The sequence below is a fragment of the Microbacterium sp. NPDC058342 genome, from assembly GCF_042723935.1.
Taxonomy (GTDB): Bacteria; Actinomycetota; Actinomycetes; order Actinomycetales; family Microbacteriaceae; genus Microbacterium.
In genome coordinates this window covers 431,283-456,318 of sequence record NZ_JBHXID010000002.1, presented here as the reverse complement: position 1 = coordinate 456,318, position 25,036 = coordinate 431,283, and the positions used below count along the sequence as shown (strand labels likewise).

The window sequence follows — 25,036 nt, the reverse complement described above, 5'->3', positions numbered from 1 at the left end:
GGGGTCAGCGGGGCGAGACGACCGCATTGGTCGCGACGGTGAGGTACTCGTCCTCGACCTGCGCCTGGGGGATCACGACCGCCCGGGCGGGCGCGACCGCGAAGGACAGCCGATCCCCCACCTGCGGGACGTCCTCGGCGTTCAGCTCGGAGGTCTCCACCCGCACGCGCAGCGGGATGCCCTCGGAGCGGACGAGCAGGTTCACGGCGCTGCCCAGGTAGGTGCTGCGCTCGACGGTCCCCTCGAAGCGTCCGGCCCCGGATGCCCCACCCTGACGGTCGATGCGCACGTGCGCCGCACGGAAGGCGACGTCGGCGCGGTCTCCGATCGCGACCTCCCCGGTGACGACACCGGTCACGATCAGGGATGTGGCGTCGACCCGCACGTCGGCACGACCGTCGGCGACGGCCACCACCGAGCCCGGGAGGATGTTCTGGAAGCCCATGAAGTCGGCGACGTACGTCGAGCGCGGCCGGTCGTAGAGGTCGGCGGGCGAGCCGTCCTGCACGATCTCGCCCTCGCTCATCACGATGATGCGGTCGGAGAGCGTGATCGCCTCCTCCTGGTCGTGGGTGACGTAGACCGAGGTCGTCTCGAACTGGTTGTGAAGGGCCCTGACCTGCTGGCCCATCTGGTAGCGCAGCTTGCTGTCGAGGTTCGACAGCGGCTCGTCGTAGAAGATGATCCCGGGCCGGGCGGCCAGTGCGCGCGCCAGTGCGACGCGCTGCTGCTGGCCGCCCGACAGGGCGGTGACGGGTCGGTTCTCGAGTTCGGCGAGGCCCACGGCGGCGAGCATCTCGCGCATCCGCTTCTGCCGATCCTGAGCGCCCAGGCCCGCCACCTTGAGCGGGTACGCGACGTTCTCCGCCACGCTCATGTGCGGCCACAGGGCGTAGCTCTGGAAGACCATGCCCACCTGCCGCTTGTCCGCCGGCACGAAGGTCCGCCGCTCGGTGTCCACGACGATCCGGTCACCCATGGTGATCCGGCCCGTCGTCGGCCGCTCGAGACCCGCGAGACAGCGCAGCGTCGTCGTCTTACCGCAGCCCGACGGGCCCAGCAGGGTGACGAACTCGCCGGACTCGATGGTCAGGTCGAGCCCGTGCAGCGCCGACTTGCTGCCGTACCGCTTGGTCAGTCCGGATACCGAGACCTCAGTCATGCCGATGTGTGCTTTCTCGTCTTACTTCTTGAACGCTTCGTTGATGAACTCGAAGTAGGGGGCGTTGAACTCGGGGTCCGGGTTCGAGAACGGGAGCCGCTTGAGCTCGCCGAGCGGCGGTGCACCCGCGGGTCCGGGAGCCTCAGGCGTCCAGCCGTACGAGTTGTCCTTCTCGGCGAGTGTCTTCTGCCCCTCGGGAGAGTACATCCAGTTGATGTACAGCTGCGCGACGTCGGCGTTCGGCGCATCCTTGATCAGGCACATCGCGGAGCGCGCCATGTAGTTCCCGCCGTCTTCCAGCGGGAAGACCATCTCGAGGTGCGCGCCCTTGTTCTTCTGGGACTGGTAGTAGCCCTGGAAGACACCGATGCCGATCGGGAAGCGACCGCTCGCGACGTCGGCCGAGACGACCGCCTCGGACTGCGCGATCTGCACGTCCTGCTCGGCGAGCTTCGCCACGTAGTCCTCGCCCCAGGTCGCCTCGTTCTCCGGAAGCATGAGGGAGGTCAGGATGTAGCGGATGCCGCCGGGGACCGTCGGGTCGCCGACGGTGATCTTGCCCTTCCACTGCGGGTCGAGCAGGTCGTGCCAGGACTTCGGTGCGTCCTCCGCGTCGACCATGTCGGTGTTGTACACGAAGCCGAAGTACCGGAGCGCGAAGTAGGTGAGCCGGCCGTCGTGGAGCGTCTCGATCTCGAAGTCGTCCGGGGCCGTGCGCACATCGGCGGGAGTGCAGATGTTCGGCTTGGCCGCGGCCTGCGGGGACTCGCCGCCGATGTAGATGTCCGCGATGCGATTGCCGCTCTCGGCCTCGGTGTCGAGTTTGGTCAGGCTCTGCGCGTCGGGCTGATCCTGGGGGATCACGGTGATGCCGGGGAAGCGGGCCATGAAGACCTCGTTCATCGCCCGGTTCGAGCTCGGTCCCGGGCCGTAGAGCACGAGCTCGTTCTGCCCGCCCTCCTTGGCCTTGTCGTAGAGCTCGTTCATGTACGCGTTGGCGTCGTCGGAGGCGCCCGGCACGTCGATCGGACCGTCCGACGTGTTCCCTCCGGCGGGTGATGAGCAGCCTGTCAGCAGGGCGAGAGCGCCCACGGCGACGACCGCGGCGGTCGTGTGCAATCTGGTGCGGTAGAACGTCATTATTCTTCCTCTCGTGGTTCGGGTCAGGGAGTGATGCGCAAGAGTGAGGCCGTCTCGCCGACGGCCCGGGAGCGGAACCGTGCGCCGAGCTTCATCGACAGGGCGGCGAGGCCCAGGACGACGGCAGCGGCGATCAGGATGATCATGAACAGGGCGGCGCCGCTGGAGAGCTCTCCGTTGAGGAAGAGCTGGAAGGCCGTGAGCGACACCGGCTGCAGCCCTGGCGGGGCGAGCAGCATCGGAACGGCGAGGTTGCCCGAGATGAACAGCGCCGAGAGGAACCATCCCGCCAGGAAGCTGGGGATGACGAGCCGCAGCACGATGGTCACCAGCACGCGCATGGCGCCCGCCCCCGAGATCCGCCCCGCCTCCTCGAGCTCGGGCGACAGCTGCGCGAGCGCGCCCTCGGCGATGCGGCTCGACACCGGGATGGTCGCGACGATGAGCACGATGGTCATGAGCAGCGCCGACCCGTACAGCCCGCGGAAGGCCGGCACGTAGAGCACCGCGAACATGTAGGCCAGTGCCAGCACGATCCCGGGCAGTGCCCAGGGGATCCAGACGGCGAAGGACGTGTAGGACTTCAGGAAACCCGAGCGGCGAGCCGTGACGTATGTGGTGAGCAGGGCGATCGCGATCGATCCGAACCCGCCGATCACGGCGAGCCAGGCGGTGAGGCTGAGGCTCGAGCTGAAGAGCGGATCGGTCAGCATCCGCACGTAGTTGTCGAAGCTCAGGCCGGTGTCCGTGACGCCGAAGATCGGCTGCAGGCTCCCCAGGATCATCGCGAACAGGGGCGCGACGAGGTTCAGCAGCATGAACACGACGATCAGCGCGCTGAGCAGCCACCGGGCGGGGCCCAGCTCCTGCGGGTCGCGCCGGGAGGTCTTGCCGGTGAGGGTCGTGAAGCTGCGCCCGCGCAGCAGCCACCGCTGGGCGAGGAACAGCACGAGCACGAGCACGATGAGCACGAGCGACAGGGCGAACGCCTGGGTGTACTCCGCGGGCGCCTCGTCGCGCACGTAGCGGTAGATCTGCGTGGAGAAGACGTAGATGCCGGCCTGGCGGCCGATGAGCTGAGGGCTGTCGAACGACTGGAAGATGAGCACGGCGACCAGGATCGCGGCACCGGTGATGGCGGGTCCGACCGAGGGCACGGTGATCGTGAAGAACGTGCGGATGGTGCCGGCACCGCTGATGGCCGAGGCCTCATCGAGCGCCTGATCGCGGTTCTTGAACGCCCCGAGCATGAGCAGGTACGCGAAAGGCAGGTACCCGAGCGACATCAGCAGGATCAGCCCTCCCCACGACTGGATGTTCAGGATCGCTCCCGGGGCGCCCAGCGCACGGCCGAGCTGGTTGAGCAGCCCGTTCTGCGGGTTGCCGAGCATGATCCAGCCCAGCGTGTGGAACAGCGGAGGCACGAAGAGGTTGATCGCCATGAGCGGCGTGAGCAGCCTGCGACCGGGCACGTTCGTGTTGGCGGCGATCCACGCGAACAGCCCGCCTCCGGCGACCGAGATGGTTCCGCACACGAGCACGAGGATGACCGAGTTCGACAGGGTCTGCCAGGTCTCGGGGGCGAGGAAGGCGTCGCGCAGCCCCACGAGGGTGAACGGCAGGCTCTGCGACGGCAGACCGTCGCGGAAGGCGCCGATCACGATCATCGAGACCGGGTAGACGAAGATCAGCGTGACGGCACCGACGAAGATGCTCCAGAGCACCCCGCTGGTGAGGGACCGGCGGAAGGATGCCCGTCGGTCGCGCTCGAAATCGGTCGCAGTCACTGCCAATCCTTTCGCGCGGGTGGTGTGGGAGGACCGGGTCATGGCGGGTTCAGACCTCTTCGTCCGTTGTTCTGTCAGCGTATGAATCGAAGCTGTGCGTCCTCATCGGCGGGCGATCCGAAGTCCTCCCACCCGAATCCGACACAGTGTCGGAGCGGTCAGCGCAGCGCTGCCAGCGTCGCGTCGTTCTCGCGGGGCAGGCCGACCGTGACGCGCACGCCGCCCGCGTGCGGGAAGGGGCGCGCGAGCACGCCGTGCGCCTCGAAGCGGTCGAGCAGCTCGGCTGCGTCGCCGTGCACGAAGAGGAAGTTCGACTGGCTGGGCAGGAAGGAGACTCCGCGGTCGCGGAGCGCCGCGATCATCCGCTCCCGTTCGGCGACGACGGTCGCGATGCGCTCGGCGGCGACCGCCTGCGCCTCGGCGCCGAAGGCGCTGATGACCGCGGCCTCGGCCACGCTGTTCAACGCGAAGCCCACCGAGCTCCGCCGCAGCGCCTCGGCCACCCGGGGTGCTGCCAGGGCGTAGCCGGCGCGGATGCCGGCGAGACCGTGCGACTTGGAGAGGGTGCGGAGGATGACCAGGTTGTCGAACTCGTCGAGCAGCGCCGTCGTGGCGTCGACGGGCTCCGAGGTGACGAACTCGCGGTACGCCTCGTCGAGCACGACGAGGACGCGCGACGGCACATCGCGCAGGAAGGCGCGGATCTCGTCCACCGGCACGAGCCCGCCGGTGGGGTTGTTCGGGTTGCAGAGGTAGACGATGCGGGTCGCGGGGCCGATGGCGGCGAGCATGGCGGGCATGTCCATCGCCCCGCTCTCGGCCAGCCCCACGGCGATCCCCTTCGCGCCCGCCAGGCCCAGGGCGGCGGCGTACGCCTCGAAGGACGGCGAGCAGTAGACCCCCTCCACACCCGTTTCGCAGACCAGGCGCGCCGTGCCGTGCAGCAGCGAGCCGGAGCCGTTGTCGATCGCGACGCGGCCCGCGTCCACGCCGAACGCCGCCGCCACGGCCGTGCGCGCCGCCGTGCGGTGATAGTCCGGGTAGCGATGGCTCGACCGCACGGCCTCGATCATGGCTTCGACGATGACGTCGGTGGGCGACCAGGGCATCTCGTTCTGCGACAGCCGGATCGGGGGCACGACGGCCCGCGCGGGGCGGTCCGGAACGCCGAGCATCTGGTCGATCACACTGCGGAACTCGAGTGCCATGGTCTGCTCCTAGCGACGGGGGAAGGATTGTCCGTATTGAATATGAACAATAGGAGCACGCGTCGTCACTGTCAACTCGCGCGCCCGTGCGGGCGGGTCGAGGGCGACCGCGTCAGTGGGAGCCTGCAGACGAGGAGCCGCGGTGGCGCTCGACGGCGGAGGCGGCGAGATCGTGATCGCGGTCGATCACGGCGTCGGCGAAGTCGAGATGGGTCTGAAGCCGCTCCGGCGTGCTCGGCGCCGTCGCGTCCTGGAGCTCCTCGACCAGGATGTACTCCACGAGGTTCGTGTACAGGCTCCTCAACAGCTCGTTGGGGGTGATGCGCGCGATGCGCGCATGCAGCGTCCACATGGTCTCCGACCCCTCCGGGGTCTGCCAGTTCGCTTTCAGTGCCTCGGCGATGCCGCGGATGTCATCGATGTCGCCCTGCTCGGCGTGCTCGACGGCATCGTGCAGGACCGCGCCGTCGAGCGCATCGAGCACGCGCAGGCAGTTGGCCACCGTGGCGGTCCCCTCGCGCAGGCGCAGCAGCTGATCGCTCAGCTGGGTGAAGGGCGAGCGGTCGGCGACGAAGATCCCGCCGCCGGGGCCGGGCTTCGCGTCGACGATTCCTCGCGAGCGCAGCAGCTGGATGGCCTCGCCGAGCGTGGCGGGCGCGACGCCGAAGCGGGCGGCGAGCTCCTGCCGACGGCCGATGAAGTGCCCCGGCTTCCAGCCGTTGGAGGTGATCTCCTCCTCGAGCGTCCTGGCGACCTGCACCGCGACCGCGGCGTTCACGATCTGCGCCATGCTGCTCCCTTCGACGACGAGGCACCGCCATCGGCAGGCGCCACTACAGATTAGACATAGATGATCGGATCGCCGTTGAGCGACGTATTAAGTATATTGATATAGGTAGATCGCTCGTGATCGCGCAACCATGCAAAGGAACCCGATGTCCGTTTACACCGGCCTCGCCACCGACGCCGAGACCCTCCTGCCCGAACTCGTAGAGCTGCGCAGGGCGCTGCACCGGCATCCCGAGACCGGCTTCGCCCTCCCGCGGACTCAGGCCGCGGTGCTGGCAGCGCTCGAAGACCTGGGGCTGGAGATCACTGCCGGACCCGAGGACTTCTCGTCGATCGTGGCCGTGCTGCGCGGCGCCTCCCCCGGGCCCTCCGTGCTGCTGCGCGCCGACATGGATGCGCTGCGGGTCACCGAGGAGACCGGCCTTCCCTTCGCCTCCGAGCGAGAGGGGGCCATGCACGCCTGCGGCCACGACCTGCACACCTCGGCACTGGTCGGCGCCGCCAAGATGCTCAGCGCCAGACGCGAGCAGATCGCCGGTTCGGTGGTCTTCATGTTCGAGCCCGGTGAGGAGGCCGGCGGCGGAGCGCCGAGGATGCTCGCCGAGGGGATGCTCGATGCGGCGGGCGAACGCGTGAGCGCCGCCTACGGCATCCACGTCCTTCCGGGGACGAGAGGCGTCTTCTCCACCCGGCGCGGGGCGCTGATGGCCGGTGCCAACAGCCTGACCGTCCGGGTGATCGGCCGGGGAGGCCACGGCTCCCGCCCCCACCAGGCCATCGACCCGGTCCCGGCCGCCGCCGAGATCGTCCTCGCGCTGCACGCCTTCGCGACGCGCCGCTTCTCCCCCTTCGACCCCGTCGTGCTCTCCGTCACGAAGATGCAGGCCAGCGACGTCATCAATGCGATTCCCGAGGAGGCAAGCCTGGGTGTCACGATCCGGACGCTGTCCAATCGCAGCATCGAGGTGCTGGCCGCCGAGCTCCCCCCGCTGGTCGAGCAGATCGCCGCCGCTCACGGGTGCCGAGGCGAGGCCGACTTCCGCACGGTCTACCCGGTGACGGCCAACGATCCCGCTGCGGCGGAACACGTGCTGGCGGTGCTCGGCGAGGTCTTCGGGCCCGAGCGCGCCGAGGATCTCGAGCATCCCACGATGGTGTCCGAGGACTTCTCGTACGTCCTGGACGAGGTGCCCGGGGCCTTCCTGTTCCTCGGCGCCACGCCGGAGGGCGAGGACCCGGCGTCGGCCGCCATGAACCACTCTCCCCGCGCGGTGTTCGACGACGCGATCCTGGGCGATCAGGCCGCGGCGCTCGCGGCGCTGGCGCTCAGCCATGTGGGCACGCCCGTCGCTCGCGACTGAGCGCATCTGCACCCGGCTCGCTCCGGCACGACGCGGAAGGGCCGGTGGCGGTGCAGCGCACCGGCCACCGGCCCCGGAGCAGCCGGTCAGTTCGCGGAGAGCCGCTCGGCCGCGCGCCTGACCAGCGGACGGCGTACCTCGTCCATCCGCGCGCGGAACGCGGTCACCTGCGCCTGGTCGGCATCGGGCCGGTCGGGCGAGCCCGCGTCGAACGGGGGTGCCGGGTCGTACTCGATGCCGAGCTGGATGCGCTTGGCCTGGGCATCCCCGAAGAGCTCGGCGGTCAGCGAGAGCGCGAAGTCGATGCCGCTGGAGACCCCGGCACCCGTGATGAGCTTGCCGTCGCGCACGACCCGCTGCGAGGTGGGGATCGCCCCGAACTCCTCGAGCATGGCGAGTGAGCCCCAGTGGCTGGTGGCACGGCGACCCGCCAGCAGGCCCGCGGCGCCGAGCGCGAAGGAGCCGGTGCACACGCTCGTGACGAAGCGCGCGCCCACCGCCTGCGTGCGGATGAAGTCGAGCGCCACCTCGTCGTCGAACAGGTGGAACGCGCCGGCGCCGCCCGGCACGAAGAGCACGTCTGCCTGACCCGCGTCCTCGAACGTGGTCGAGGGCAGGATCGAGAATCCGGCGTCGGTCGAGACGGGTTCGATGCGGTGCCAGGCGAACTGGACCTCGACGTCCGGCATCCGGGCGAACACCTGGGCGGGACCGGTCAGGTCGAGCTGGGTGACGACGGGGAAGGTGAGGCAGACGATGCGGGTGGTGGTCATGGTGGTTCCTCTCTCTCGGACTGCGGTCAGTGCTTCTCGTGGATGAGCGGCCAGGGCGACGGGAACACGTCCACCGGCACCTTGATGATGGCGGGCCTGCGGGCCGCGATCGCAGCGCCGACGGCCTTCTGCACGGCATCGGCGTCCTCGGCGAGTGCGAAGTCGACGCCGAAGGCCTGCGCGAGAAGGGCGAAGTCGGGGTTGACCAGGTCGGAGCCGATGAATCTTCCGCCGTAGCTGTCGCGCTGGATGCGCCAGACGTTCCCGAAGCGGTTGTCCTCGAAGAGCACCGTGATCAGCGGGATGCCGTACCTCTTCGCGGTCGCGAACTCCTGCAGCGACCAGCCGATGCCGCCGTCGCCGGTGACGACGACCACCGGGCGCTCGCCGGCGCCGACCGCGGCGCCGAGAGCCGTCGGCATGGCATACCCGAGGGTGCCCTGATATCCGGGCCAGACGTACGAGTGCGGGGCCTGCACGGGGAAGCCGTAGGTCGACACGTAGCCGATCTGGGTGAGCTCGTTCACGAAGATCCCGTCGGCGGGGAGCGAGGCGCGGATGGCGTCGACGAAGGCCATCTGCGGCGCGACCTGGGCCCGGATGCGGTTCTCGCAGTCCTCGCGCAGCCGGCGCAGCTCCTCGCCCCAGCCCGCGCGGGCCTCGAGCCGGGCGACGAGCGCCTCCAGCACGGTCGTCGCGTCGGCGATGACCGTCACATCCGGGCGCCGTGGTGCCCGGACGTCGTCGGGATCGATGTTCACGAGGGCGAGCCGCGCGTCGCCGATGTTCGCCTGCTGCCCGAAGGGCGTGAGGAACCGGCTGCCGAACGAGACGACGGCGTCGGCCGTGCCGCGCAGCTCCCACAGGGAGAAGGCGGGCAGGGCATGGGGATCACGGGCGTCGAGCGCGCCGCGTCCGTTCTCGCTCATCACGACCGGTGCGTCCAGGAGCTCGGCGAGGCGCGGGAGCAGGTCGAACGCGCGCTGCCCGCGGACGCCGCCTCCCACGTGGATCACCGGGCGGCTGCTGGCGTTGAGGAGCTCGACGATCTCCGCGACGCCGTCGTCGGGGACGGTCGGCGCGGCTGCCGCGAACGGCTCCCCCACCTCCAGATCGGCGACGGCGTGCAGGAGGTCGGGGCCGAGCTCCAGTGCGACCGGCCGCGGACGCCCCGTGCGCATCTGACGGAAACCCTCGTGCACGAGTTCGGGGATCTCCTCGACGCGGCTCGGCCGCGCCGTCCACTTGGTCAGTCCCTCGATCGTCTCGGTCTGCTTCGGGATCTCGTGCAGAGCGCCCAGCCCGGAGCCGACGAGCGTGCTGGGGATGGTTCCGGCGAGGAGCATCACCTGCGAGGAGCAGGCGTAGGCGGTCGCCATGCCGGCTGCGGCGTTGAGCACCCCGGGACCCGGCACGACCATCGCGACGCCGGGCCGGCCGGTGACCCGGTGGAATCCGTCGGCCATGTAGGTGGTGCTCTGCTCGTGCCGTGGGACCAGCAGGCTCAGCTCGTCCTGGCGTCGGTACATGCCGTCGGTGAGTCCGTCCAGCTGCACCCCGGGGATGCCGAAGACGGTGTCCGTCCCCTCGCTGATCAGTGCCTGGGTGAGGGCATCGCCGCCCGTCATCTTCGCCATGGATGTATGCCTTTCCTAATTGACTATATTGAATATATATCAGTTGGCGGCGCCATCACAAGCGCAGCTGGCGGCCGCATAGAATCGACTGCGGCGCGGATGCCAGGCGACGCCGACGACGACCAGCCAGGCGAGAGGGAGTCGTTCGATGAATCTCGAGGAGCACGTGCAGGCGTACGCCGATCATCTCGGCCGCCCGATCATCGTCTTCGACGCCGACTTCAACGTGATCGCCTTCAGCATCCACGGCGAGGACGTCGACCATGCGCGGCTCGCGATCATCCTCTCCCACCGCGGTTCGTCGCGAGCCCGGGAGTCGATCCGCGAGTATCGCGTCGCGCAGTCCGACGGCCCCGTGCGCATTCCGCCGCTCGAGGGGGGCAGGACCCGCATCGTCGCCCCGGTGCGCCATGACGGCCACCTGGTCGGCTACATCTCGTCGACGATCCCCGATGACCTGCCGGACGGCGACGTCGTCGAGGACGAGGCGATCCGCGAGAGCCGCGCGCAGATCGGGGTGATCCTGGCCGCCATGGCCCTCGGCGCGCGCGAGGACGAGGACCGCACCCGTCGCCTCGTGGCGGCCCTGCTGGAGGGAGACGGCGATCAGAGCATCCGGGCCGCCGACGAGATGCTGACCGACCGCCTGATCTCACCCGCCCCGCACTACACCGTCATCTCGCTCTCCCCGCCCCCGCGCGCGGACGTGAACACCGCCACGCTGCGGCTGGCGCTCGACCGCGCGCTGGCCGCGATTCCCGCCTACCCGACACTCAAGGCCGTGGGGACCGTGCTGGACGCCGAGGCCGTCCTGCTCGTGCCGTACGAGATCGACAGCGACCGGCTGAGCGCACTGCTCGACCTGCCCGCCTTCACCGATCTGCGCGCCGGGGTCGGCGGCGCGCACGCGACACTGGCGGATGCGCACCGCTCACGGCGAGAGGCTCGCATCGCGGCACGCGGCGCCGACATCGACCCCTCGCGCGGTCGCATGGTGCACTGGGACGACCTCGGCCTGGACCGCGTGCTCTTGCAGCTGCCCGTGGAGAAGCTCACCCCGTCGGATCTGCCCGCTCCGGTGCAGCGACTGCTCGCCGCCCAATCGGGGCCCGACCTCGCCGAGACGCTCGAGGCCTATCTCGACCACGGGTGCGACGCCCAGCGCACCGCACAGGAGCTTCACATCCATCGCAGCACGCTGTACTACCGCCTCGACCGGGTCAAGGCGATCGCCGATGTCGACCTCGCCGACGGCGTGATGCGGCGCGAGCTGCACACCGCTCTGCGAGTCGCCACGCTCGCCGGTCTGCGCTGATCCGCGACGCCGGAAGCCGGCCAGCACCCCCGGCGACAAATTGAGTATATTGATTAGAGATCATTATTCGGTCGTCGCCGACGCTCCGCCGGTGCAGACGGAAGGACTCCGCAGATGAACGCACTCCTCGACACGGTCTCGGTCGACGCCGAGCACGGCCGCCCCCTCCTGGATGCCGCGACCCGTGAGGTGTTCGGCCACGCGCCCGAGCAGACGGTGGCGGAGCTGCACGCGGCGATCGCTGCGGCATCCGCGGCGCAGCCGGCCTGGGCGGCCCTGGGCCACGCCGAGCGCTCGCGGCTGATGCACGCCGTCGCCGACGACATCGACGCGCATGCCGAGGAACTCGGCGAGATCATCACCCACGAGCAGGGGAAGATCGCCGGCGCGGGCGAGGCCCACGGCGCGGCGCACTGGCTGCGCGGCGCCGCCGACACGGTGCTCGAGACCCAGCGGCTCGACGACCGCTCGGAGCTGCACTACGTGCCCCTCGGCGTCGTCGCCTCGATCGGTCCGTGGAACTTCCCCGTGATGATCGCCGTCTGGCACATCGCGCCCGCGCTGCGGATGGGCAACACCGTCGTGATCAAACCCTCGGAGAACACTCCGCTCAGCGTGCTCGCCCTCGTCGAGATCTTCCGCCGGCATCTGCCGGACGGCGTCGTGACCGCGATCTCCGGCGATCGCGAGGTCGGCGCCGCACTCGCCTCGCACCCTGACGTCGCCAAGATCGTCTTCACGGGATCGACCGCGACCGGGCGTCGCATCGTCGAGAGCTCCGCGAACAACCTCGCCCGCCTGACCCTGGAGCTCGGCGGCAACGACGCGGGCATCGTGCTGCCCGGAACGGATGTCTCCCAGGTGGCCGACAAGCTCTTCTGGGGCGCCTTCATGAACACGGGGCAGGTCTGCGCGGCGCTCAAGCGCCTGTACGTGCACGAGTCGGTGTACGACGAGTTGGTCGAGGCGCTCGCCGCGATCGCCGAGACCGCACCGATCGGCTCCGGACATGTGAAGACCAACCGGCTGGGACCGGTGCAGAATCCCTCGCAGTTCGACATCGTCTCGCGGCTCGTCGAGGACGCCCGTGCGCGCGGCGCGCGCATCGTGACCGGCGGCGAGCCCGCGACCGACCTCGGCCCACTGTTCTACCGCCCCACGATCATCGCCGACGTCGAGGACGGGGCGGCCATCGTCGACGAGGAGCAGTTCGGTCCGGTGCTGCCCGTGGTCCGCTACAGCGATGTCGACGACGCCGTCCGCCGCGCGAACGGCACGGACCAGGGGCTCGGCGCATCGGTGTGGGGGCCGGACGAGGAGGTGGCGAAGGAGATCGCACTGCGCCTCGAGGCCGGCACCGTGTGGATCAACCAGCACGGAGGCGTCGACCCGTCGACCCCGTTCGGCGGTGTGAAGGCCTCCGGCTACGGGCTCGAGTTCGGCGTGGAGGGGCTCAAGGCGATGGCGGCGACGAAGGTCATCCGCCGCTGAGCCCGACCCTCTCCCGAGAACGAGAAGGCGCCGGATCTTTCGATCCGGCGCCTTCCTGTTCCGCCGCGGAGCCGCTCAGACGGCGACGCGCACGCGGGCGCCGCGGAGCAGTTCGCAGAGCTCGGCGGCATCCGCCGCGTCGAGCGCGGCGCCCCGCCAGACCACCTGCTGATCCTGGCGGACCAGCGTGAGCGGCGCCGCGTACTCCGCCGGGAGCACCCGGTCACCGGGCTCGACCACGACCAGCGGGATGCCGCGTCGCTCGGCCTCCTCGACGAGGGCGGGGCTGCCGTACCCGTCATGTGTCACCAGCGTGTACCCGTCGGAGAGCCGGTCGTAGAACGAGGTGCCGTCGGCGAGCACGAAGTGCGGGGCCCGGCAGCCCGGAGCCGTCGAGGGCGTGTATGTGCCCATGGTGTACCCGGGCGCCTCGGCGCCGTCGTACGCGATGATCGGCGAGGCGTCGTACACGTAGCCGTAGTTGAGCCCGGCCGCGGCGAACTGCGGCTCGTTGAGGGCGTGCACGGCGGCGCCGAACTCGGCGCGGGCTCTCTCGCCCTCCGGCGTGCTCTCCTCGAGTGCATCCGGGAGCGCGGGCCGTGCGAGCTTCTGCTGGTGATTCATCGCGAAGTGCGAGACCTGCTGGGTGATCGGTCGCCGCTCGGCCTCATAGGCGTCGAGGATGCCCTCGTCGGCCCATCCGCTCAGGTGCGCGCCCAATTGCCAGGTGAGGTTGAGCACGTCGGCGATGCCCGCGTTCATCCCGAATCCTGCGAAGGGCACCCACAGGTGGCTGGCGTCACCGGCGATGAAGACCCGGCCGCTGCGGAAGCGGTCGGCCAGCAGCCGGCGCGCGATCCAGTCCTCCTTCGAGACGACCTCGTAGTCGAAGTCCTCGTCGACGCCGAGGATCGCGCGGATCGCGGCGTCGCGATCCACCGACCCCTCCTGCGCGGCCTCCTCCGGGGAGAGGTAGGTGTGCACCAGGAACGTCTCTCGACCGTCGATCGCGTAGACGTGCCCGAGGCGGCGACGGTTGAACGTGTAGTAGCCCCACGCCCGCGGTTCGTCCGCCGACATCCCGCGGTAGAGGTCGGCCGAGCGGATGCAGGTGGACTGCACGTGCTGCAGCACAGGATCGCCGCTCAGCTTGGCGCCGATCTGCTTGCGCACCATCGAGCGCCCACCGTCGGCACCGATCAGGTAGCGGGCGCGCACCGTGCGCTCGTTCGAGGCATCGAGGTCGGAGATCACCGCCGACACCGAGGACTCGTCCTGCGCGAGGGTGTGGAAGAGGGTGCGGTTCAACAGGGTCACCCCGGGCGCCTGCGCGGCGTGGCGCGCGAGGATCGGCTCGAGGAAGGTCTGGTTGATGCGATGCGGCGGCTCGGGCGTCTGCCATGCGGTGTCCGGTCCGGTGCGCGACGTGTACCGCTCGCCGCTGGCCGGGATCGGGATGCGGGCGAACTCGATGCCGGTCAGCGAGGTGCGGAAGGCGACGTCCTGCGGGTAGTCCGCCGGCAACCCGGCCGCCCGTACCTCGGCGGCGATACCCAGCCGGCGGAAGCTCTCCATGGTGCGGGAGGCGACGTGGTTGCACTTCACGTTCGGCGGCTGGAGGAACTCGCGCTGCTCCACGACGATCGTCGACACACCTCGCGCGCTGAGGTCGAGCGCTGCGACCAGTCCGACGGGGCCCGCCCCGATGATGAGGACGTCCGCGTCCAGCGCCGCCTGCGTCATGTGATTCTCCCGATTCCGATCAGTGTGAGGTGTCTGCGTCCGGTCGCGCCGTCATCGATCAGCGTTCGGCCGGCCCGCGCTCCGGCGCCCCGAAGCCGCGGAAGTCGTAGAGGTCGAGCGTGCTCTCGCCGTCCCGCAGCCTGGCCATGAAGGCGTCCTCCTTGGCGGCGCGCTCCCGCGAGGACGCGAGCACCTCGTCGTAGCGCGCCGAGGGGATCACGGCGATGCCGTCGCGGTCGGCGACGATGACGTCGCCGCGGTGGACCACCCGTCCGCGCAGGGTGACGGAACGACCGAGCACTCCCGGCCACTGCTTGATCGTGCCGCGGATGGAGATGGAGGTACTGAACGCGGGAAAGCCCAGGCCGGCCAGCTGAGCGGTGTCGCGCACGCCGCCGTCGATGACGAGACCCCGGATGCCGCGCGCCTGCGCGGCGACCGTCATGACCTCGCCCCAGTAGCCGTGGACGCCGCCGCCGGCGTCCACGACGAGCACGTCTCCTTCGCACGCCGCCTCGATGCCGTGGTGCAGGGCGAGGTTGTCACCGAGCTGGGCGGACACCGGGTACGCGCGCCCGACGACCTGCGCACCCTCCCAGGCGGGGCGGAACGCCGCATCCAGGAAGCAGTCGCTGCGAGACGCCTCGTAGAGCGTGGCGCTGCCCAGCCGCAGCAGCTCCTCGGCATCCTGCAGAGCGTCGGCGGACGTCATCCCTCGGCCCTCTGCAGGTTGTGGTAGCCGAAACGCGCGCGGGCCTCGGCGATGGTGGCGCCGGCCAGGGCCGCCTCGAGGATCGACTCCTCGCGCGCGTGGATCGTCTCCGCGGTCTCGAGGATCTGCTTCTCGATGTCCTGGGGGACGGCCACGACCCCGTCGGAGTCGCCGAGAAGGATGTCGCCGGGCCGCACGGTCACGCCGCCGATCGTCACGGGCGCCTGCTCCTCGGCGACCTCCACGCGGTCCTTGCCGGTGCGCATGAAGCGACCGCGGCTGTAGACCGGATAGCCGAGCGACAGCGCGCGGTGCGTGTCCCGGCAGACGCCCTCGATCACGGTTCCCGCGATTCCTCGGTGGTGGGCGACGGCGGTGAGGATATCGCCCCAGACCGTGCAGTCGACGCGCGCATCGTTGTCGAGCACGACCACCTGGCCCGGCTTCACCTGATCGATGTAGTCCCCCACCGTGCCCGCCGGGGTCTGCGCGCTGATGTAGCGCACGGTGAAGGCGCGTCCCGCCATCCGCTGCCCGTCGGCAAGCGGCGAGAGCCCGAGCAGGCTGCCCGTCCTCTGGTGCTTGTCGAGGGCGTCCGAGACGGTGGCGGTGCCGAGAGCGGCGAACCGCCGGACGAGGGCGTCGTCTGACATGCGATCACTCCGATGCGGTGACGGTGGGGAACTGGGAATCGTGCATGACCTCGCTCACGTCGCGGCCGCTGCGCACGGCCTGCGACATCCGCGTCTCGCGCTCGGCGACCCGGCGGGCGAGGTCGACGACGCGGTCGGCGTCGGCCGCGGCCACGAACACGACGCCGTTGACATCGGCGATGACGTAGTCGCGGGACGCGACCGAGACGCCGGCGACCTGGATGCGCTCGTCCATGGCCTGCTGGACGATGCGACCGCGCGCGCTGACGGGCACGGCGCGGCGGGCGAAGACGGGGAGGCCGAGCGCCTGGCTCTCCTGCACGTCACGACAGGCGCCGTCGACGATGACGCCGGCGATGCCCCGCTGCACGGCCGCCTCGGCGAGCAGGCCGCCCCAGCAGGAGACGTCGGTGCGCCCGTGGTTGTCGATGACGACGACGTCCTCCGGCTCGGCGACCGCCACCAGCGGCGTTGCGATGTGCGTTGCGGGACCCGCGGCGGACTTGGGTGCGGCAGTGACCGTCCTGACCCGGCCGGCGACCGTGCGACCGGCCGGCCACATGGGCGACAGCGCGGTCACCGCGCCGGGCAGGCCCAGCGTGTCGAGGGCGTCCGACACGGCGCAGCTGTCCAGCGCGCGCAGGGCCTCGACGATCCGATCCGTCATGTCAGGCGCGCCCCCAGGTCACGAAGCCCATGGCGTTGCCGGTGCCCGCTTCGGTGCGGTAGCACGCCTCGTAGTCGGAGCTCGTCACCTGCAGACCGACCTCGTCGGCGATGCCGGCCACGGCGATCCAGTTGCGCAGCTCGGACGCGCCGGACATCATCTCCGAGGCGGGGACCTGTGACAGGTACTCGGCGTCGTGGTTCTTCATGGCCTCGATGAACTCACCGTCCAGCTTCTCGTCGATGACGAAGTGGCTGAGTCCGCCCGAGGCGACGACGCCGACCCGCAGGTCTCCGGGGAAGGACTGGATGGCCCGGCCGACGGCGCGTCCGAAGTCGTAGCAGCGCTTCGCGCTGGGCGGGTTCGGCTCCCAGAAGGTGTTGATGAAGATCGGCACCATGGGCACGGTGGAGTCCTCGCCCATGAACCGCTGGTAGATGAAGCCGAAGCCGTGCGGGATGGAATGGTTCTCGTACCGGCCGGCGGGCACGACCTCGGTGGCTCCGGTGTCGAAGTCCTCGGACTGCGTCGACTGGATGATGTGCTTGCCCAGTTCACGGTGCGTGGGACGCATGATCGTGTGGTCGGGCACGTCGCCCATCGCCGCCTCGGCAAGCCCGGGCGCCATCGCATCGAGCTGCTCCTGGGTGAACGGCACGTGGGCGACCTCGTCGCCCCAGAAGACCGAGAACGGCGCGAGCCACTCGTCCCCGTAGGTCTCCTTGTGGTCGCTGGAGACGATGACGAGCACATCGACGTCCTGCTCGCGGATGTACTGCGCGACGCGGTCCATCGATGCCTGGCAGCTGTCCCAGCGCCGTCGCATCACGTCGTGGGTGATCTCGTGCGAGAAGTCCTCGCGCAGCTCGCGCAGCTCGTCGAAGCTGTACGTGCCCCCGCGGAACTTCAGGCCCTTGCTGCGGCGGTCTGCGACCCCGCGGGTCTCCCAGGCCTCCGGCGGGGCTGCCTTCAGCTGCGGTCCGTGCGACGTGCCGATTCCGGCGACGATCTCGGTCATGGTCGGTCCTTTCCCGTTCGGTGGCTAGAGGCGGAAGATGCTGCGTGCGTTGTTCTCGAGGACGTCGGCGCGACGATCGGCGTCGAGCCATTCGATGTCGTCGATGAGCAGATGGATGTCGTCGAACCAGCGGCCGGTCTCGGGATCGATCTGCGAGCCCGTGCCGGGCTTCTCGGACCCGAACAGCACCCGGTCGGTGCCCACGGTCTTCATCAGCAGCTCTAGGCTGTCCTGGGTGTAGAGGCAGGAGTCGAAGTACAGGCTGCGCAGCTTGTCGAGGTACGACACTCCCGTGCGCACGACCGAGGGCAGGAAGCGGCCGACCTGGTACGGGATCGCCCCGCCGCCGTGGGAGACGATGACCTTGAGGTCGGGGAAGTCCTTCAGCACGGAGGAGTTCACCAGGCTCCAGACGGCCACCGTCTCCTCCTGGATGAAGTGCAGGCTGTAGGGCTCGCGCGCTGGCGGCTTGCATCCGGCCGAGTGGATGAGCACGGGCACGTCCAGCTCGCACAGCGCCTCGTACACCGGGTACCAGTAGCGCTCGCCCAGCGCGGGCGGCGTCTCCGTGCCCTCGTGCGGGTCGGTGTTGAGCATGGCGCCCACGAAGCCGAGCTCGCTCACCGTGCGGCGCAGCTCCTTCGTCCACTGCTCAGGGGTCAGGTCGGGGCTCTGCGGCATGCCGGCGACGCCCCGGAACCTGCCCGGGAACAGCTCTGTCGCGCGATGGATGAGGTTGTTGGTCTCCTCGGTGAACCACTCGACGAGCTTCGCCGGGCGCTCGCTGTGCATCATCTGGAACGGACGCGGCGAGATGAGCTGCACGTCGATGCCGGCTCCGTCGATGTGCTCGAGGTGAGAGATGTTCCCGAAACTCGGATGCGGTGCCGCGTACGACGCGATGAGCGCGTCGTCGCTGATCGCGGGCGGTCGGCCGCCGTGCGCTCCGCGGTGCGAGAGCAGCGACGCCTTCCACGCGTAGTACGCGTCCGGTGCGGTCATGTGGCCGTGGACATCGATGATCACGGTTACTCCTTCGGGATCTGTGCGCCTCGGTTCGACGCTACGGGAGCGGCGCCGGGCGAGAATCGGGCCGCTGCGGGAATCTCCCGGCACCCGATGCGACACCGTGTACGAACGGTGCGGCACCGGCTGCGCGACGACGGCGGGTCACTGCACCAGGACGCTCGCGGCGGCGCGGATGCGCTGGAGATACGGCTCGGCAGGGTCGTCCTGGGGTGCGTCCCCACCGCGGAGGATGATCTCCATCGCCGCCCTCAGCGCCGCAGCCGGATCGGCGACACCGGATGCGCAGCGCCAGGCGACCTTGCGGTCCGGCCGCACCAGCAGGGCGCCGTCGTCGTCGATCTGGCGCACGCCCTTCCAGCCCTCGTCGTCGGGGACGGCGACGAGGGTGATCGGCATGGAGCCGCCGACGGCCTGTGCCGCCCGTCTCCACCGCGAGGCGGCCGCGTCGGAGGTGAGCAGGGTGAGCCCCCTCGGCCTGACGAGATCGTGTGTGGAGCGCATCTCGCCGGCGCCCGCGTCGGCGGCATCCGCCAGCCACACGTGCGGCAGATGGTGCCCCGGGCGCGAGGTCGGGTGGAACGCGACGGGATCGGACGCGTCTCCGGGCACGGGCGAGCCGTCCGGCACGAACGCCCCGGCCCAGTAGTGATACCCGGCTTCGACGCCGAGCTGACTGTAGTCGTGGGCGTTGTGCGCCACCTCGGCGGCTACTCGTCGGCGCATGTCGTCGCTCTGCGGACCCTCGCCGACGAAGACCTCCAGGTGGCGGTACCCGTCGGCCTCGTCGTCGCTGAAGCCGAGCGCCTCGGCGATCGGAGGATGCCGGTTCGCGTTCTCCAGCGAGTGCGCCGTGTACCAGGCCACGATCGGCCGGCGCTCCGCCTCGTAGCTGTCCAGCAGCGCATCCGGAGCCTCTCCGCGCAGCACAGCGGAGAGCTTCCAGCACAGGTTCTGCACGTCCTGGATGCCGCTGTTCAACCCAAGTCCGCCCGTCGGGGGATGCTTGTGCGCGGCGTCGCCGGCGAGGAAGACCTGCCCGACCCGGAAGCTCTTGGCGACCAGACCGTTGTAGTTCCACCTGGTCATCGAGTGCATGGTGATGGCGTGGTCCTGCGCGAGTCCGAGCATCCGCCGGATCGACTCGAACAGCACCTCTTCGTCGTTCGCGTCGCCCTCGAGCATCCATGCCGCCACCGAGACCAGCCACTCCTCGGAGTTCCGGTTGTAGTGCGTCGGTCCGAGCGCCTGGATCGTGCCGCGCCTTCTCGCTCCGCCGGCGGGGTGCAGGAAGTGGCCGAGCAGGGCATCCGGCTCCGACCACGACGACAGGTCGAGGCTGACGTGGTAGTTCACCACCTCGCGCATGTCGCGCGGGCCCTCCATCTCGACGCCCAGCATGTCGGCGCTGCTGCGCCCGCCATCGGCTGCGATCACGTAGCGTGCGCGCACGCTGCGCAGCTCCCCGCTCTCGCGGTCGCGGATGCGCACGACCGCCGCCTCGCCGTCCTGGTCGATGCCGACCACCTCCTGGCCCTGGCGGATCCGGCCCGGGGCGGCGGCGACCGCGTGCCGGTGGATGAGCGGGTCCAGGCGCAGCTGAGGCATGTTCGCGAACGCGCGCGGGCTGGACGACCGGTAGCGTTCGGCGTCTTCACCACCGCCCCAGGCGGGGACTTCGCCGATCTTCAGGCCGTCGAACCGGCCCGGCCCGGTGGCCGTCGTGTACCAGACCGCCTTGCGCCATCGGTCGTGCTTCGGTGTGGCCGCGTAGATGTCGTCGGCGACGCCCATGTCGTGGAACGCCTCCATCGTCCGGGTGTTGAGCAGGTGCGCCCGCGGGAAGCGGAACACGAAGTCCCGGCGCTCCACCAGGAGCACGTCGACGCCCCGCTGGGCGAGCAGGATGGCGCTCGAGAGTCCGACCGGCCCGCCGCCCATGATCAGCACCTCTGTCGACTCCGGCCAGAGGTCGTCATCGATGGGCGGCAGGGACGCACTGCGGCTGTTCTGGGTTGCGGACACGGACTCCTCCTCGACTGCGGGAACCCCAGGTTATGAACGGGCTCCGTGCCGCGGATACGTGAGCCAGGCGTGAAACTCCGGCTCGGGTTCCGACACGATGTCGCATTCTGCCGTCGACGACACGCGACGAGAACGAGCGAGGGCGAGCCGGACCTCCGGCTCGGCTCGCCCTCGTCCGTCGGGTCGCGTCTCAGGCCGAGGTGGTCGGGACGGTCACCCACTGCCAGTAGGTGAACTCGTCCAGGTTCCAGTGCCCACCGTGACGACCTCCGTTGCCGGATGCGCCGATGCCGCCCATCGGGATATGGGCCGCGTCGTAGATCGTCTGTCCGTTGACCGCGACCATGCCGGCCCGCAGGCGCGAGGCGAAGCCCAGGGCGCGGGCCACGTCGCGGCTGTGGATCGCGGCCGACAGACCGTAGTCGCTGGCGTTGGCGAGCGCGAGCGCCTCTTCGTCGGTGGAGAACCGGGTGACGGGCGCGACGGGGCCGAAGATCTCACTCTGGAAGGCCGCGTTCTCGGGGGTGACGCCGTCGAGGATCGTCGGCTGATAGAACACGCCCTCGTGGGTGCCGCCCTGCACGACCCGCGCACCGCCTGCGACGGAGGCGTCCACGATGCCCTGGACGCGCTCCGCCTGCCCGATCGTGATCAGCGGGCCGAGGGTGGTCTCCGGGTGCAGCGGATCGCCGAGCCGCATGCGCGAGACCGCGGCTCGCATCCGCTCGACGTACTCGTCGGCGATGCTCTCGTGCACCAGGTGGCGGCCGGTGGCCATGCAGATCTGGCCCTGGTGGCGGAACGATCCGCCGACCCCGCTCGCGACCGCGCGGTCGAGGTCCGCATCGGCCATGACGATGAACGCGTTGTTGCCGCCGAGCTCGAGCACGACGCGCTTGAGCAGACCGCCGGCGACCTCACCGACCCGCTTTCCCGCCGCCGACGAGCCGGTGAAGGAGATGACCGTCGTGTGCGGCGAGCGCACCACGGCCTCGCCGGTCTCGGGTCCGCCGGGAAGCACGTGCAGCACGCCGTCGGGCAGCCCCGCCCGTGCGAAGGCCTCGGCGATGGCGGCGCCACCCGAGAAGGCCGTCTTGACGTCCGGTTTGACGATGACGGCGTTGCCGAGCGCGATCGCCGGCGCGACCGAGCGGATGGCGAGCATGAGTGGGGCGTTCCAGGGCGCGATCACGCCGACCACACCCACGGGGATGCGCCGGGCGATGCCGAGCGTACTCGGGTCCTCCACGGGGAGGATGTCGCCCTGTGACATGGTGACGAGGCTCGCCGCGGCGACGAGTTCGTCGATCGCCTTGTCCACCTCGTGCGCCGCCTTGCCCGGGAGTGATCCGCTCTCGCGGATCAGTACGTCCTCGACGTCCGCGCGAATCTCGCGGAGCGCCTCGGCGGCCCGCATCAGCACGTCCGCCCGGGTGCGGTACGAGGCGCGTCCCCACGCCGCCTGAGCGGCGACCGCGCTCAGTCCGGCGCGCTCGACGTCGGCGTCGTCGGCGACCCCGGTGCGTCCGACGAGGCTGCCGTCGCCCGGCGAGACGACGGGAATCGTCCCCCCGCCCGCTTCTCGCCAACCGCCGGAGAAGATCCTGCCGTCGGCCTCGCTGCGGTCCCATCGCGCCATCGTCGGCCTCCAGCTGTGCGTGCGTCTGTGAGCGGAATCGTTGCGATGCTAGCCGCTCCGGATGCGCTCCGGTTCCGCATCGCGTAGCGAAGCGGTGCGGATGCCCTGGACACCATGTCGCATGGCACCGGCGCGACCCTGAGCGGACCAGGGCGTGCGTCAGCATCCGTCGGAACGGCGAAGGGCCCGGATGCCTTCGCATCCGGGCCCTTCGCGGGAGCAGTCGGCTCAGCCGGCCGCGAGGTCGGGGGTGGCGGTGATGCCGCCGCCGGTGTTGATGCCCACCGACACCTTCTCACCGCGCGGAGCGCTGTCGAAGACGAAGGCGCCGTCGGCGACGTCGACCTTCACGTGGTCTCCGCTGTTGAGCTGGCCGTGCAGGATGCGCTCGGAGAGCTGGTCCTCGATCTCGCGCTGCATGGCGCGGCGCAGCGGGCGCGCGCCGAGCGCGGGGTCGAAGCCGATCTCGATGAGCTTGTCCTTGGCGGCGTCCGACAGTTCGACGGTCATGTCGCGGTCGAGCAGGCGGTCGGCCAGCTGCTTGACGAACAGGCCGACGATCTGGCGCAGCTCATCCTTGTCGAGCTGCGGGAACACGATGATGTCGTCGAGTCGGTTGAGGAACTCGGGCTTGAAGTGACGCTTGAGTTCCTCGTCGACCTTGCCCTTCATCCGCTCGTAGGTCGTCTGCGAGTTGCCCTCGACCTGGAAGCCGACCGGTCCGCCGGCGATGGCCGACGAGCCGAGGTTGGTCGTCATGATGATGACCGTGTTCTTGAAGTCGACGATGCGGCCCTGGCCGTCGGTCAGACGACCCTCCTCGAGAATCTGCAGCAGCGAGTTGAAGATGTCCGGGTGGGCCTTCTCGATCTCGTCGAACAGCACGACCGAGAACGGCTTGCGGCGCACCTTCTCGGTGAGCTGGCCGCCCTCCTCGAAGCCGACGAAACCGGGAGGGGCTCCGAAAAGGCGCGAGACGGTGTGCTTCTCGCCGAACTCCGACATGTCGAGGGAGATGAGGGCGGCCTCGTCGTCGAAGAGGAACTCGGCGAGCGCCTTGGCGAGCTCGGTCTTTCCGACGCCGGTGGGGCCGGCGAAGATGAACGAGCCGGAGGGGCGCTTGGGGTCCTTCAGGCCTGCGCGCTGGCGGCGGATCGTGCGGGAGAGGGCGGCGATCGCCTCCTCCTGACCGATCACTCGCTGGTGCAGCGCCTTCTCCATGAACACGAGGCGGCTGGACTCCTCCTCGGTGAGCTTGAAGACCGGGATGCCGGTGGCCTGTGCGAGCACCTCGGCGATCAGGCCCTCGTCGACGACGGCGGGGCTCGAGACGTCGCCCGAGCGCCACTGCTTCTCCAGGCGCAGCCGCTCGCCGAGCAGCTCCTTCTCCTGGTCGCGCAGGGCCGCTGCCTTCTCGAAGTCCTGCTCCTCGCTGGCGGCCTCCTTCTCCTGCCGGACGCGCGCGATCTTCTCATCGAACTCGCGCAGCTCGGGCGGGGAGGAGAGGATGCTCAGCCGCAGCCGGGCGCCCGCCTCGTCGATCAGGTCGATCGCCTTGTCGGGGAGGAACCGGTCGGAGACGTAGCGGTCGGCGAGGTTCGCCGCGGCGACGATGGCGCCGTCGGTGATCTGCACCTTGTGGTGCGCCTCGTAGCGGTCGCGCAGGCCCTTCAGGATGTTGATGGCGTGCGGCAGCGTCGGCTCGTTCACCTGGACGGGCTGGAAGCGGCGCTCGAGCGCGGCGTCCTTCTCGAAGTACTTGCGGTACTCGTCGAGCGTGGTGGCGCCGATGGTCTGCAGCTCGCCGCGAGCCAGGAGGGGCTTGAGGATGCTGGCGGCGTCGATCGCGCCCTCGGCGGCGCCCGCACCCACGAGGGTGTGGATCTCGTCGATGAAGACGATGATGTCGCCGCGCGTGCGGATCTCCTTGGTGACCTTCTTCAGGCGCTCCTCGAAGTCTCCGCGGTAGCGGGAGCCGGCGATGAGCGAACCGAGGTCGAGCGAGTAGAGCTGCTTGTCCTTGAGCGTCTCGGGCACGTCGCCCTTGACGATCGCCTGGGCGAGGCCCTCGACCACGGCGGTCTTGCCGACGCCGGGCTCGCCGATCAGGACGGGGTTGTTCTTGGAGCGGCGCGAGAGGATCTGCATGACCCGCTCGGCCTCCTTCTCGCGGCCGATGACGGGGTCGAGCTTTCCGTCGCGAGCGGCCTGGGTGAGGTTGCGGCCGAACTGGTCGAGCACCTGCGAGCCGCCCTGTGCGGCTGCGGGGCCCTCGTTCGCCTGCGCGCCGACGGCGGCGGTCTCGCGGCCGGGGGCGCCCGAGAGCAGCTGGATGACCTGCTGGCGCACCTTGTTCAGGTCGGCGCCGAGCTTGACGAGCACCTGGGCGGCGACGCCCTCGCCCTCGCGGATCAGGCCGAGCAGGATGTGCTCGGTGCCGATGTAGTTGTGGCCGAGCTGCAGCGCCTCGCGCAGGCTGAGTTCGAGCACCTTCTTGGCGCGCGGGGTGAAGGGGATGTGGCCGGTCGGCTGCTGCTGGCCCTGGCCGATGATGTCCTGCACCTGCTCGCGCACGGCGTCGAGGGAGATGCCCAGACTCTCGAGCGCCTTGGCGGCGACGCCCTCGCCCTCGTGGATGAGGCCGAGCAGGATGTGCTCGGTGCCGATGTAGTTGTGGTTGAGCATCTTCGCCTCTTCTTGGGCGAGGACGACCACACGACGGGCTCGGTCCGTGAATCTCTCGAACATGCTGTGACTTCCTTTCGCACGGGGCGAAGCGGCAGTGGTGCCTTGTACATCGAGCGTAACCACCGAGGCGGGCTGGTTCGGCCGTGTTCGCCGTCGGCATAGCCGCATGACGACGGGTTGCGGATCGGGGGCTTGACCGGTT

General features: G+C 69.9%; 19 protein-coding genes. 3 read left to right on the top strand and 16 right to left on the bottom strand.

Annotated features, from left to right (window positions below):
- Positions 1-4 precede the first annotated feature (4 nt).
- From ACFWHT_RS12020 to ACFWHT_RS12000, 5 genes are all read right to left on the bottom strand, one after another.
- Positions 5-1,162: an ABC transporter ATP-binding protein gene (locus ACFWHT_RS12020; protein ID WP_378828778.1), complete on the bottom strand. Its 1,158-nt coding sequence runs from the start codon at positions 1,160-1,162 to the stop codon at positions 5-7.
- 21 nt (positions 1,163-1,183) lie between these two features.
- Positions 1,184-2,302 (bottom strand): ABC transporter substrate-binding protein, encoded by a 1,119-nt coding sequence (locus ACFWHT_RS12015; protein ID WP_378828777.1) that lies wholly within the window; start codon positions 2,300-2,302, stop codon positions 1,184-1,186.
- Positions 2,303-2,325: 23 nt separating this feature from the next.
- Entirely contained in the window at positions 2,326-4,089 is a 1,764-nt protein-coding gene (locus ACFWHT_RS12010; RefSeq protein ID WP_378828775.1) for an ABC transporter permease, read from the bottom strand.
- 158 nt (positions 4,090-4,247) lie between these two features.
- Positions 4,248-5,297: a pyridoxal phosphate-dependent aminotransferase gene (locus tag ACFWHT_RS12005; RefSeq protein WP_378828773.1), complete on the bottom strand. Its 1,050-nt coding sequence runs from the start codon at positions 5,295-5,297 to the stop codon at positions 4,248-4,250.
- 112 nt (positions 5,298-5,409) lie between these two features.
- A complete protein-coding gene (locus tag ACFWHT_RS12000) occupies positions 5,410-6,087 on the bottom strand; it encodes a FadR/GntR family transcriptional regulator (protein WP_378828771.1) in 678 nt (225 codons plus the stop codon).
- A 145-nt stretch (positions 6,088-6,232) separates the two neighbouring features.
- Here ACFWHT_RS12000 and ACFWHT_RS11995 point away from each other — a divergent pair, with 145 nt between their 5' ends.
- Positions 6,233-7,447 (top strand): M20 family metallopeptidase, encoded by a 1,215-nt coding sequence (locus tag ACFWHT_RS11995; RefSeq protein ID WP_378828769.1) that lies wholly within the window; start codon positions 6,233-6,235, stop codon positions 7,445-7,447.
- 86 nt (positions 7,448-7,533) lie between these two features.
- Here ACFWHT_RS11995 and ACFWHT_RS11990 read toward each other — a convergent pair whose 3' ends face one another.
- Positions 7,534-8,220, bottom strand: a complete 687-nt coding sequence (locus tag ACFWHT_RS11990) for a DJ-1/PfpI family protein (protein WP_378828767.1) — start codon at positions 8,218-8,220, stop codon at positions 7,534-7,536.
- A gap of 26 nt (positions 8,221-8,246) precedes the next feature.
- Complete coding sequence (locus ACFWHT_RS11985) at positions 8,247-9,857, bottom strand: thiamine pyrophosphate-binding protein (RefSeq protein ID WP_378828765.1); 1,611 nt, start codon at positions 9,855-9,857, stop codon at positions 8,247-8,249.
- 148 nt (positions 9,858-10,005) lie between these two features.
- On the opposite strand from ACFWHT_RS11985, the gene ACFWHT_RS11980 reads away from it, so the two are divergent.
- Both ACFWHT_RS11980 and ACFWHT_RS11975 read left to right on the top strand, forming a co-directional pair.
- Positions 10,006-11,172 (top strand): PucR family transcriptional regulator, encoded by a 1,167-nt coding sequence (locus ACFWHT_RS11980; protein WP_378828763.1) that lies wholly within the window; start codon positions 10,006-10,008, stop codon positions 11,170-11,172.
- 114 nt (positions 11,173-11,286) lie between these two features.
- Positions 11,287-12,663: an aldehyde dehydrogenase family protein gene (locus tag ACFWHT_RS11975; protein WP_378828761.1), complete on the top strand. Its 1,377-nt coding sequence runs from the start codon at positions 11,287-11,289 to the stop codon at positions 12,661-12,663.
- 75 nt (positions 12,664-12,738) lie between these two features.
- On the opposite strand, the gene ACFWHT_RS11970 is transcribed toward ACFWHT_RS11975, so the two are convergent.
- From ACFWHT_RS11970 to ACFWHT_RS11930, 9 genes are all read right to left on the bottom strand, one after another.
- Positions 12,739-14,406 carry an FAD-dependent monooxygenase gene (locus tag ACFWHT_RS11970; protein ID WP_378828759.1) on the bottom strand — a complete coding sequence of 556 codons (1,668 nt, stop codon included), beginning with the start codon at positions 14,404-14,406 and terminating at the stop codon, positions 12,739-12,741.
- A 58-nt stretch (positions 14,407-14,464) separates the two neighbouring features.
- Positions 14,465-15,118 (bottom strand): RraA family protein, encoded by a 654-nt coding sequence (locus ACFWHT_RS11965; protein WP_378828757.1) that lies wholly within the window; start codon positions 15,116-15,118, stop codon positions 14,465-14,467.
- The gene (locus ACFWHT_RS11960) at positions 15,115-15,771 is read right to left on the bottom strand and encodes an RraA family protein (protein ID WP_378828755.1); all 657 of its coding nucleotides are present in this window, start codon (positions 15,769-15,771) and stop codon (positions 15,115-15,117) included. The genes ACFWHT_RS11965 and ACFWHT_RS11960 overlap by 4 nt, the downstream gene beginning before the upstream one ends.
- A 4-nt stretch (positions 15,772-15,775) precedes the next feature.
- Positions 15,776-16,438, bottom strand: a complete 663-nt coding sequence (locus tag ACFWHT_RS11955; protein ID WP_378828753.1) for an RraA family protein — start codon at positions 16,436-16,438, stop codon at positions 15,776-15,778.
- 1 nt (position 16,439) lies between these two features.
- Positions 16,440-17,456 (bottom strand): hypothetical protein, encoded by a 1,017-nt coding sequence (locus ACFWHT_RS11950; RefSeq protein ID WP_378828750.1) that lies wholly within the window; start codon positions 17,454-17,456, stop codon positions 16,440-16,442.
- 24 nt (positions 17,457-17,480) lie between these two features.
- Positions 17,481-18,482, bottom strand: a complete 1,002-nt coding sequence (locus ACFWHT_RS11945) for an amidohydrolase family protein (RefSeq protein WP_378828748.1) — start codon at positions 18,480-18,482, stop codon at positions 17,481-17,483.
- A gap of 144 nt (positions 18,483-18,626) precedes the next feature.
- Complete coding sequence (locus ACFWHT_RS11940) at positions 18,627-20,507, bottom strand: FAD-dependent monooxygenase (RefSeq protein WP_378828746.1); 1,881 nt, start codon at positions 20,505-20,507, stop codon at positions 18,627-18,629.
- Between the two features lie 190 nt (positions 20,508-20,697).
- A complete protein-coding gene (locus ACFWHT_RS11935) occupies positions 20,698-22,146 on the bottom strand; it encodes an aldehyde dehydrogenase family protein (RefSeq protein WP_378828743.1) in 1,449 nt (482 codons plus the stop codon).
- A 228-nt stretch (positions 22,147-22,374) separates the two neighbouring features.
- Positions 22,375-24,894: an ATP-dependent Clp protease ATP-binding subunit gene (locus tag ACFWHT_RS11930; protein ID WP_378828741.1), complete on the bottom strand. Its 2,520-nt coding sequence runs from the start codon at positions 24,892-24,894 to the stop codon at positions 22,375-22,377.
- Between the last annotated feature and the right edge of the window lie 142 nt (positions 24,895-25,036).

Excerpts from the sequence above, each read along its gene's own strand:
- ACFWHT_RS12020 (WP_378828778.1), bottom strand. The coding sequence starts at position 1,162 with ATGACTGAGGTCTCGGTATCCGGACTGACCAAGCGGTACGGCAGCAAG.
- ACFWHT_RS12015 (WP_378828777.1), bottom strand. The coding sequence starts at position 2,302 with ATGACGTTCTACCGCACCAGATTGCACACGACCGCCGCGGTCGTCGCC.
- ACFWHT_RS12005 (WP_378828773.1), bottom strand. The coding sequence starts at position 5,297 with ATGGCACTCGAGTTCCGCAGTGTGATCGACCAGATGCTCGGCGTTCCG.
- ACFWHT_RS12000 (WP_378828771.1), bottom strand. The coding sequence starts at position 6,087 with ATGGCGCAGATCGTGAACGCCGCGGTCGCGGTGCAGGTCGCCAGGACG.
- ACFWHT_RS11995 (WP_378828769.1), top strand. The coding sequence starts at position 6,233 with ATGTCCGTTTACACCGGCCTCGCCACCGACGCCGAGACCCTCCTGCCC.
- ACFWHT_RS11990 (WP_378828767.1), bottom strand. The coding sequence starts at position 8,220 with ATGACCACCACCCGCATCGTCTGCCTCACCTTCCCCGTCGTCACCCAG.
- ACFWHT_RS11985 (WP_378828765.1), bottom strand. The coding sequence starts at position 9,857 with ATGGCGAAGATGACGGGCGGCGATGCCCTCACCCAGGCACTGATCAGC.
- ACFWHT_RS11980 (WP_378828763.1), top strand. The coding sequence starts at position 10,006 with ATGAATCTCGAGGAGCACGTGCAGGCGTACGCCGATCATCTCGGCCGC.
- ACFWHT_RS11975 (WP_378828761.1), top strand. The coding sequence starts at position 11,287 with ATGAACGCACTCCTCGACACGGTCTCGGTCGACGCCGAGCACGGCCGC.
- ACFWHT_RS11970 (WP_378828759.1), bottom strand. The coding sequence starts at position 14,406 with ATGACGCAGGCGGCGCTGGACGCGGACGTCCTCATCATCGGGGCGGGC.
- ACFWHT_RS11965 (WP_378828757.1), bottom strand. The coding sequence starts at position 15,118 with ATGACGTCCGCCGACGCTCTGCAGGATGCCGAGGAGCTGCTGCGGCTG.
- ACFWHT_RS11960 (WP_378828755.1), bottom strand. The coding sequence starts at position 15,771 with ATGTCAGACGACGCCCTCGTCCGGCGGTTCGCCGCTCTCGGCACCGCC.
- ACFWHT_RS11955 (WP_378828753.1), bottom strand. The coding sequence starts at position 16,438 with ATGACGGATCGGATCGTCGAGGCCCTGCGCGCGCTGGACAGCTGCGCC.
- ACFWHT_RS11950 (WP_378828750.1), bottom strand. The coding sequence starts at position 17,456 with ATGACCGAGATCGTCGCCGGAATCGGCACGTCGCACGGACCGCAGCTG.
- ACFWHT_RS11935 (WP_378828743.1), bottom strand. The coding sequence starts at position 22,146 with ATGGCGCGATGGGACCGCAGCGAGGCCGACGGCAGGATCTTCTCCGGC.
- ACFWHT_RS11930 (WP_378828741.1), bottom strand. The coding sequence starts at position 24,894 with ATGTTCGAGAGATTCACGGACCGAGCCCGTCGTGTGGTCGTCCTCGCC.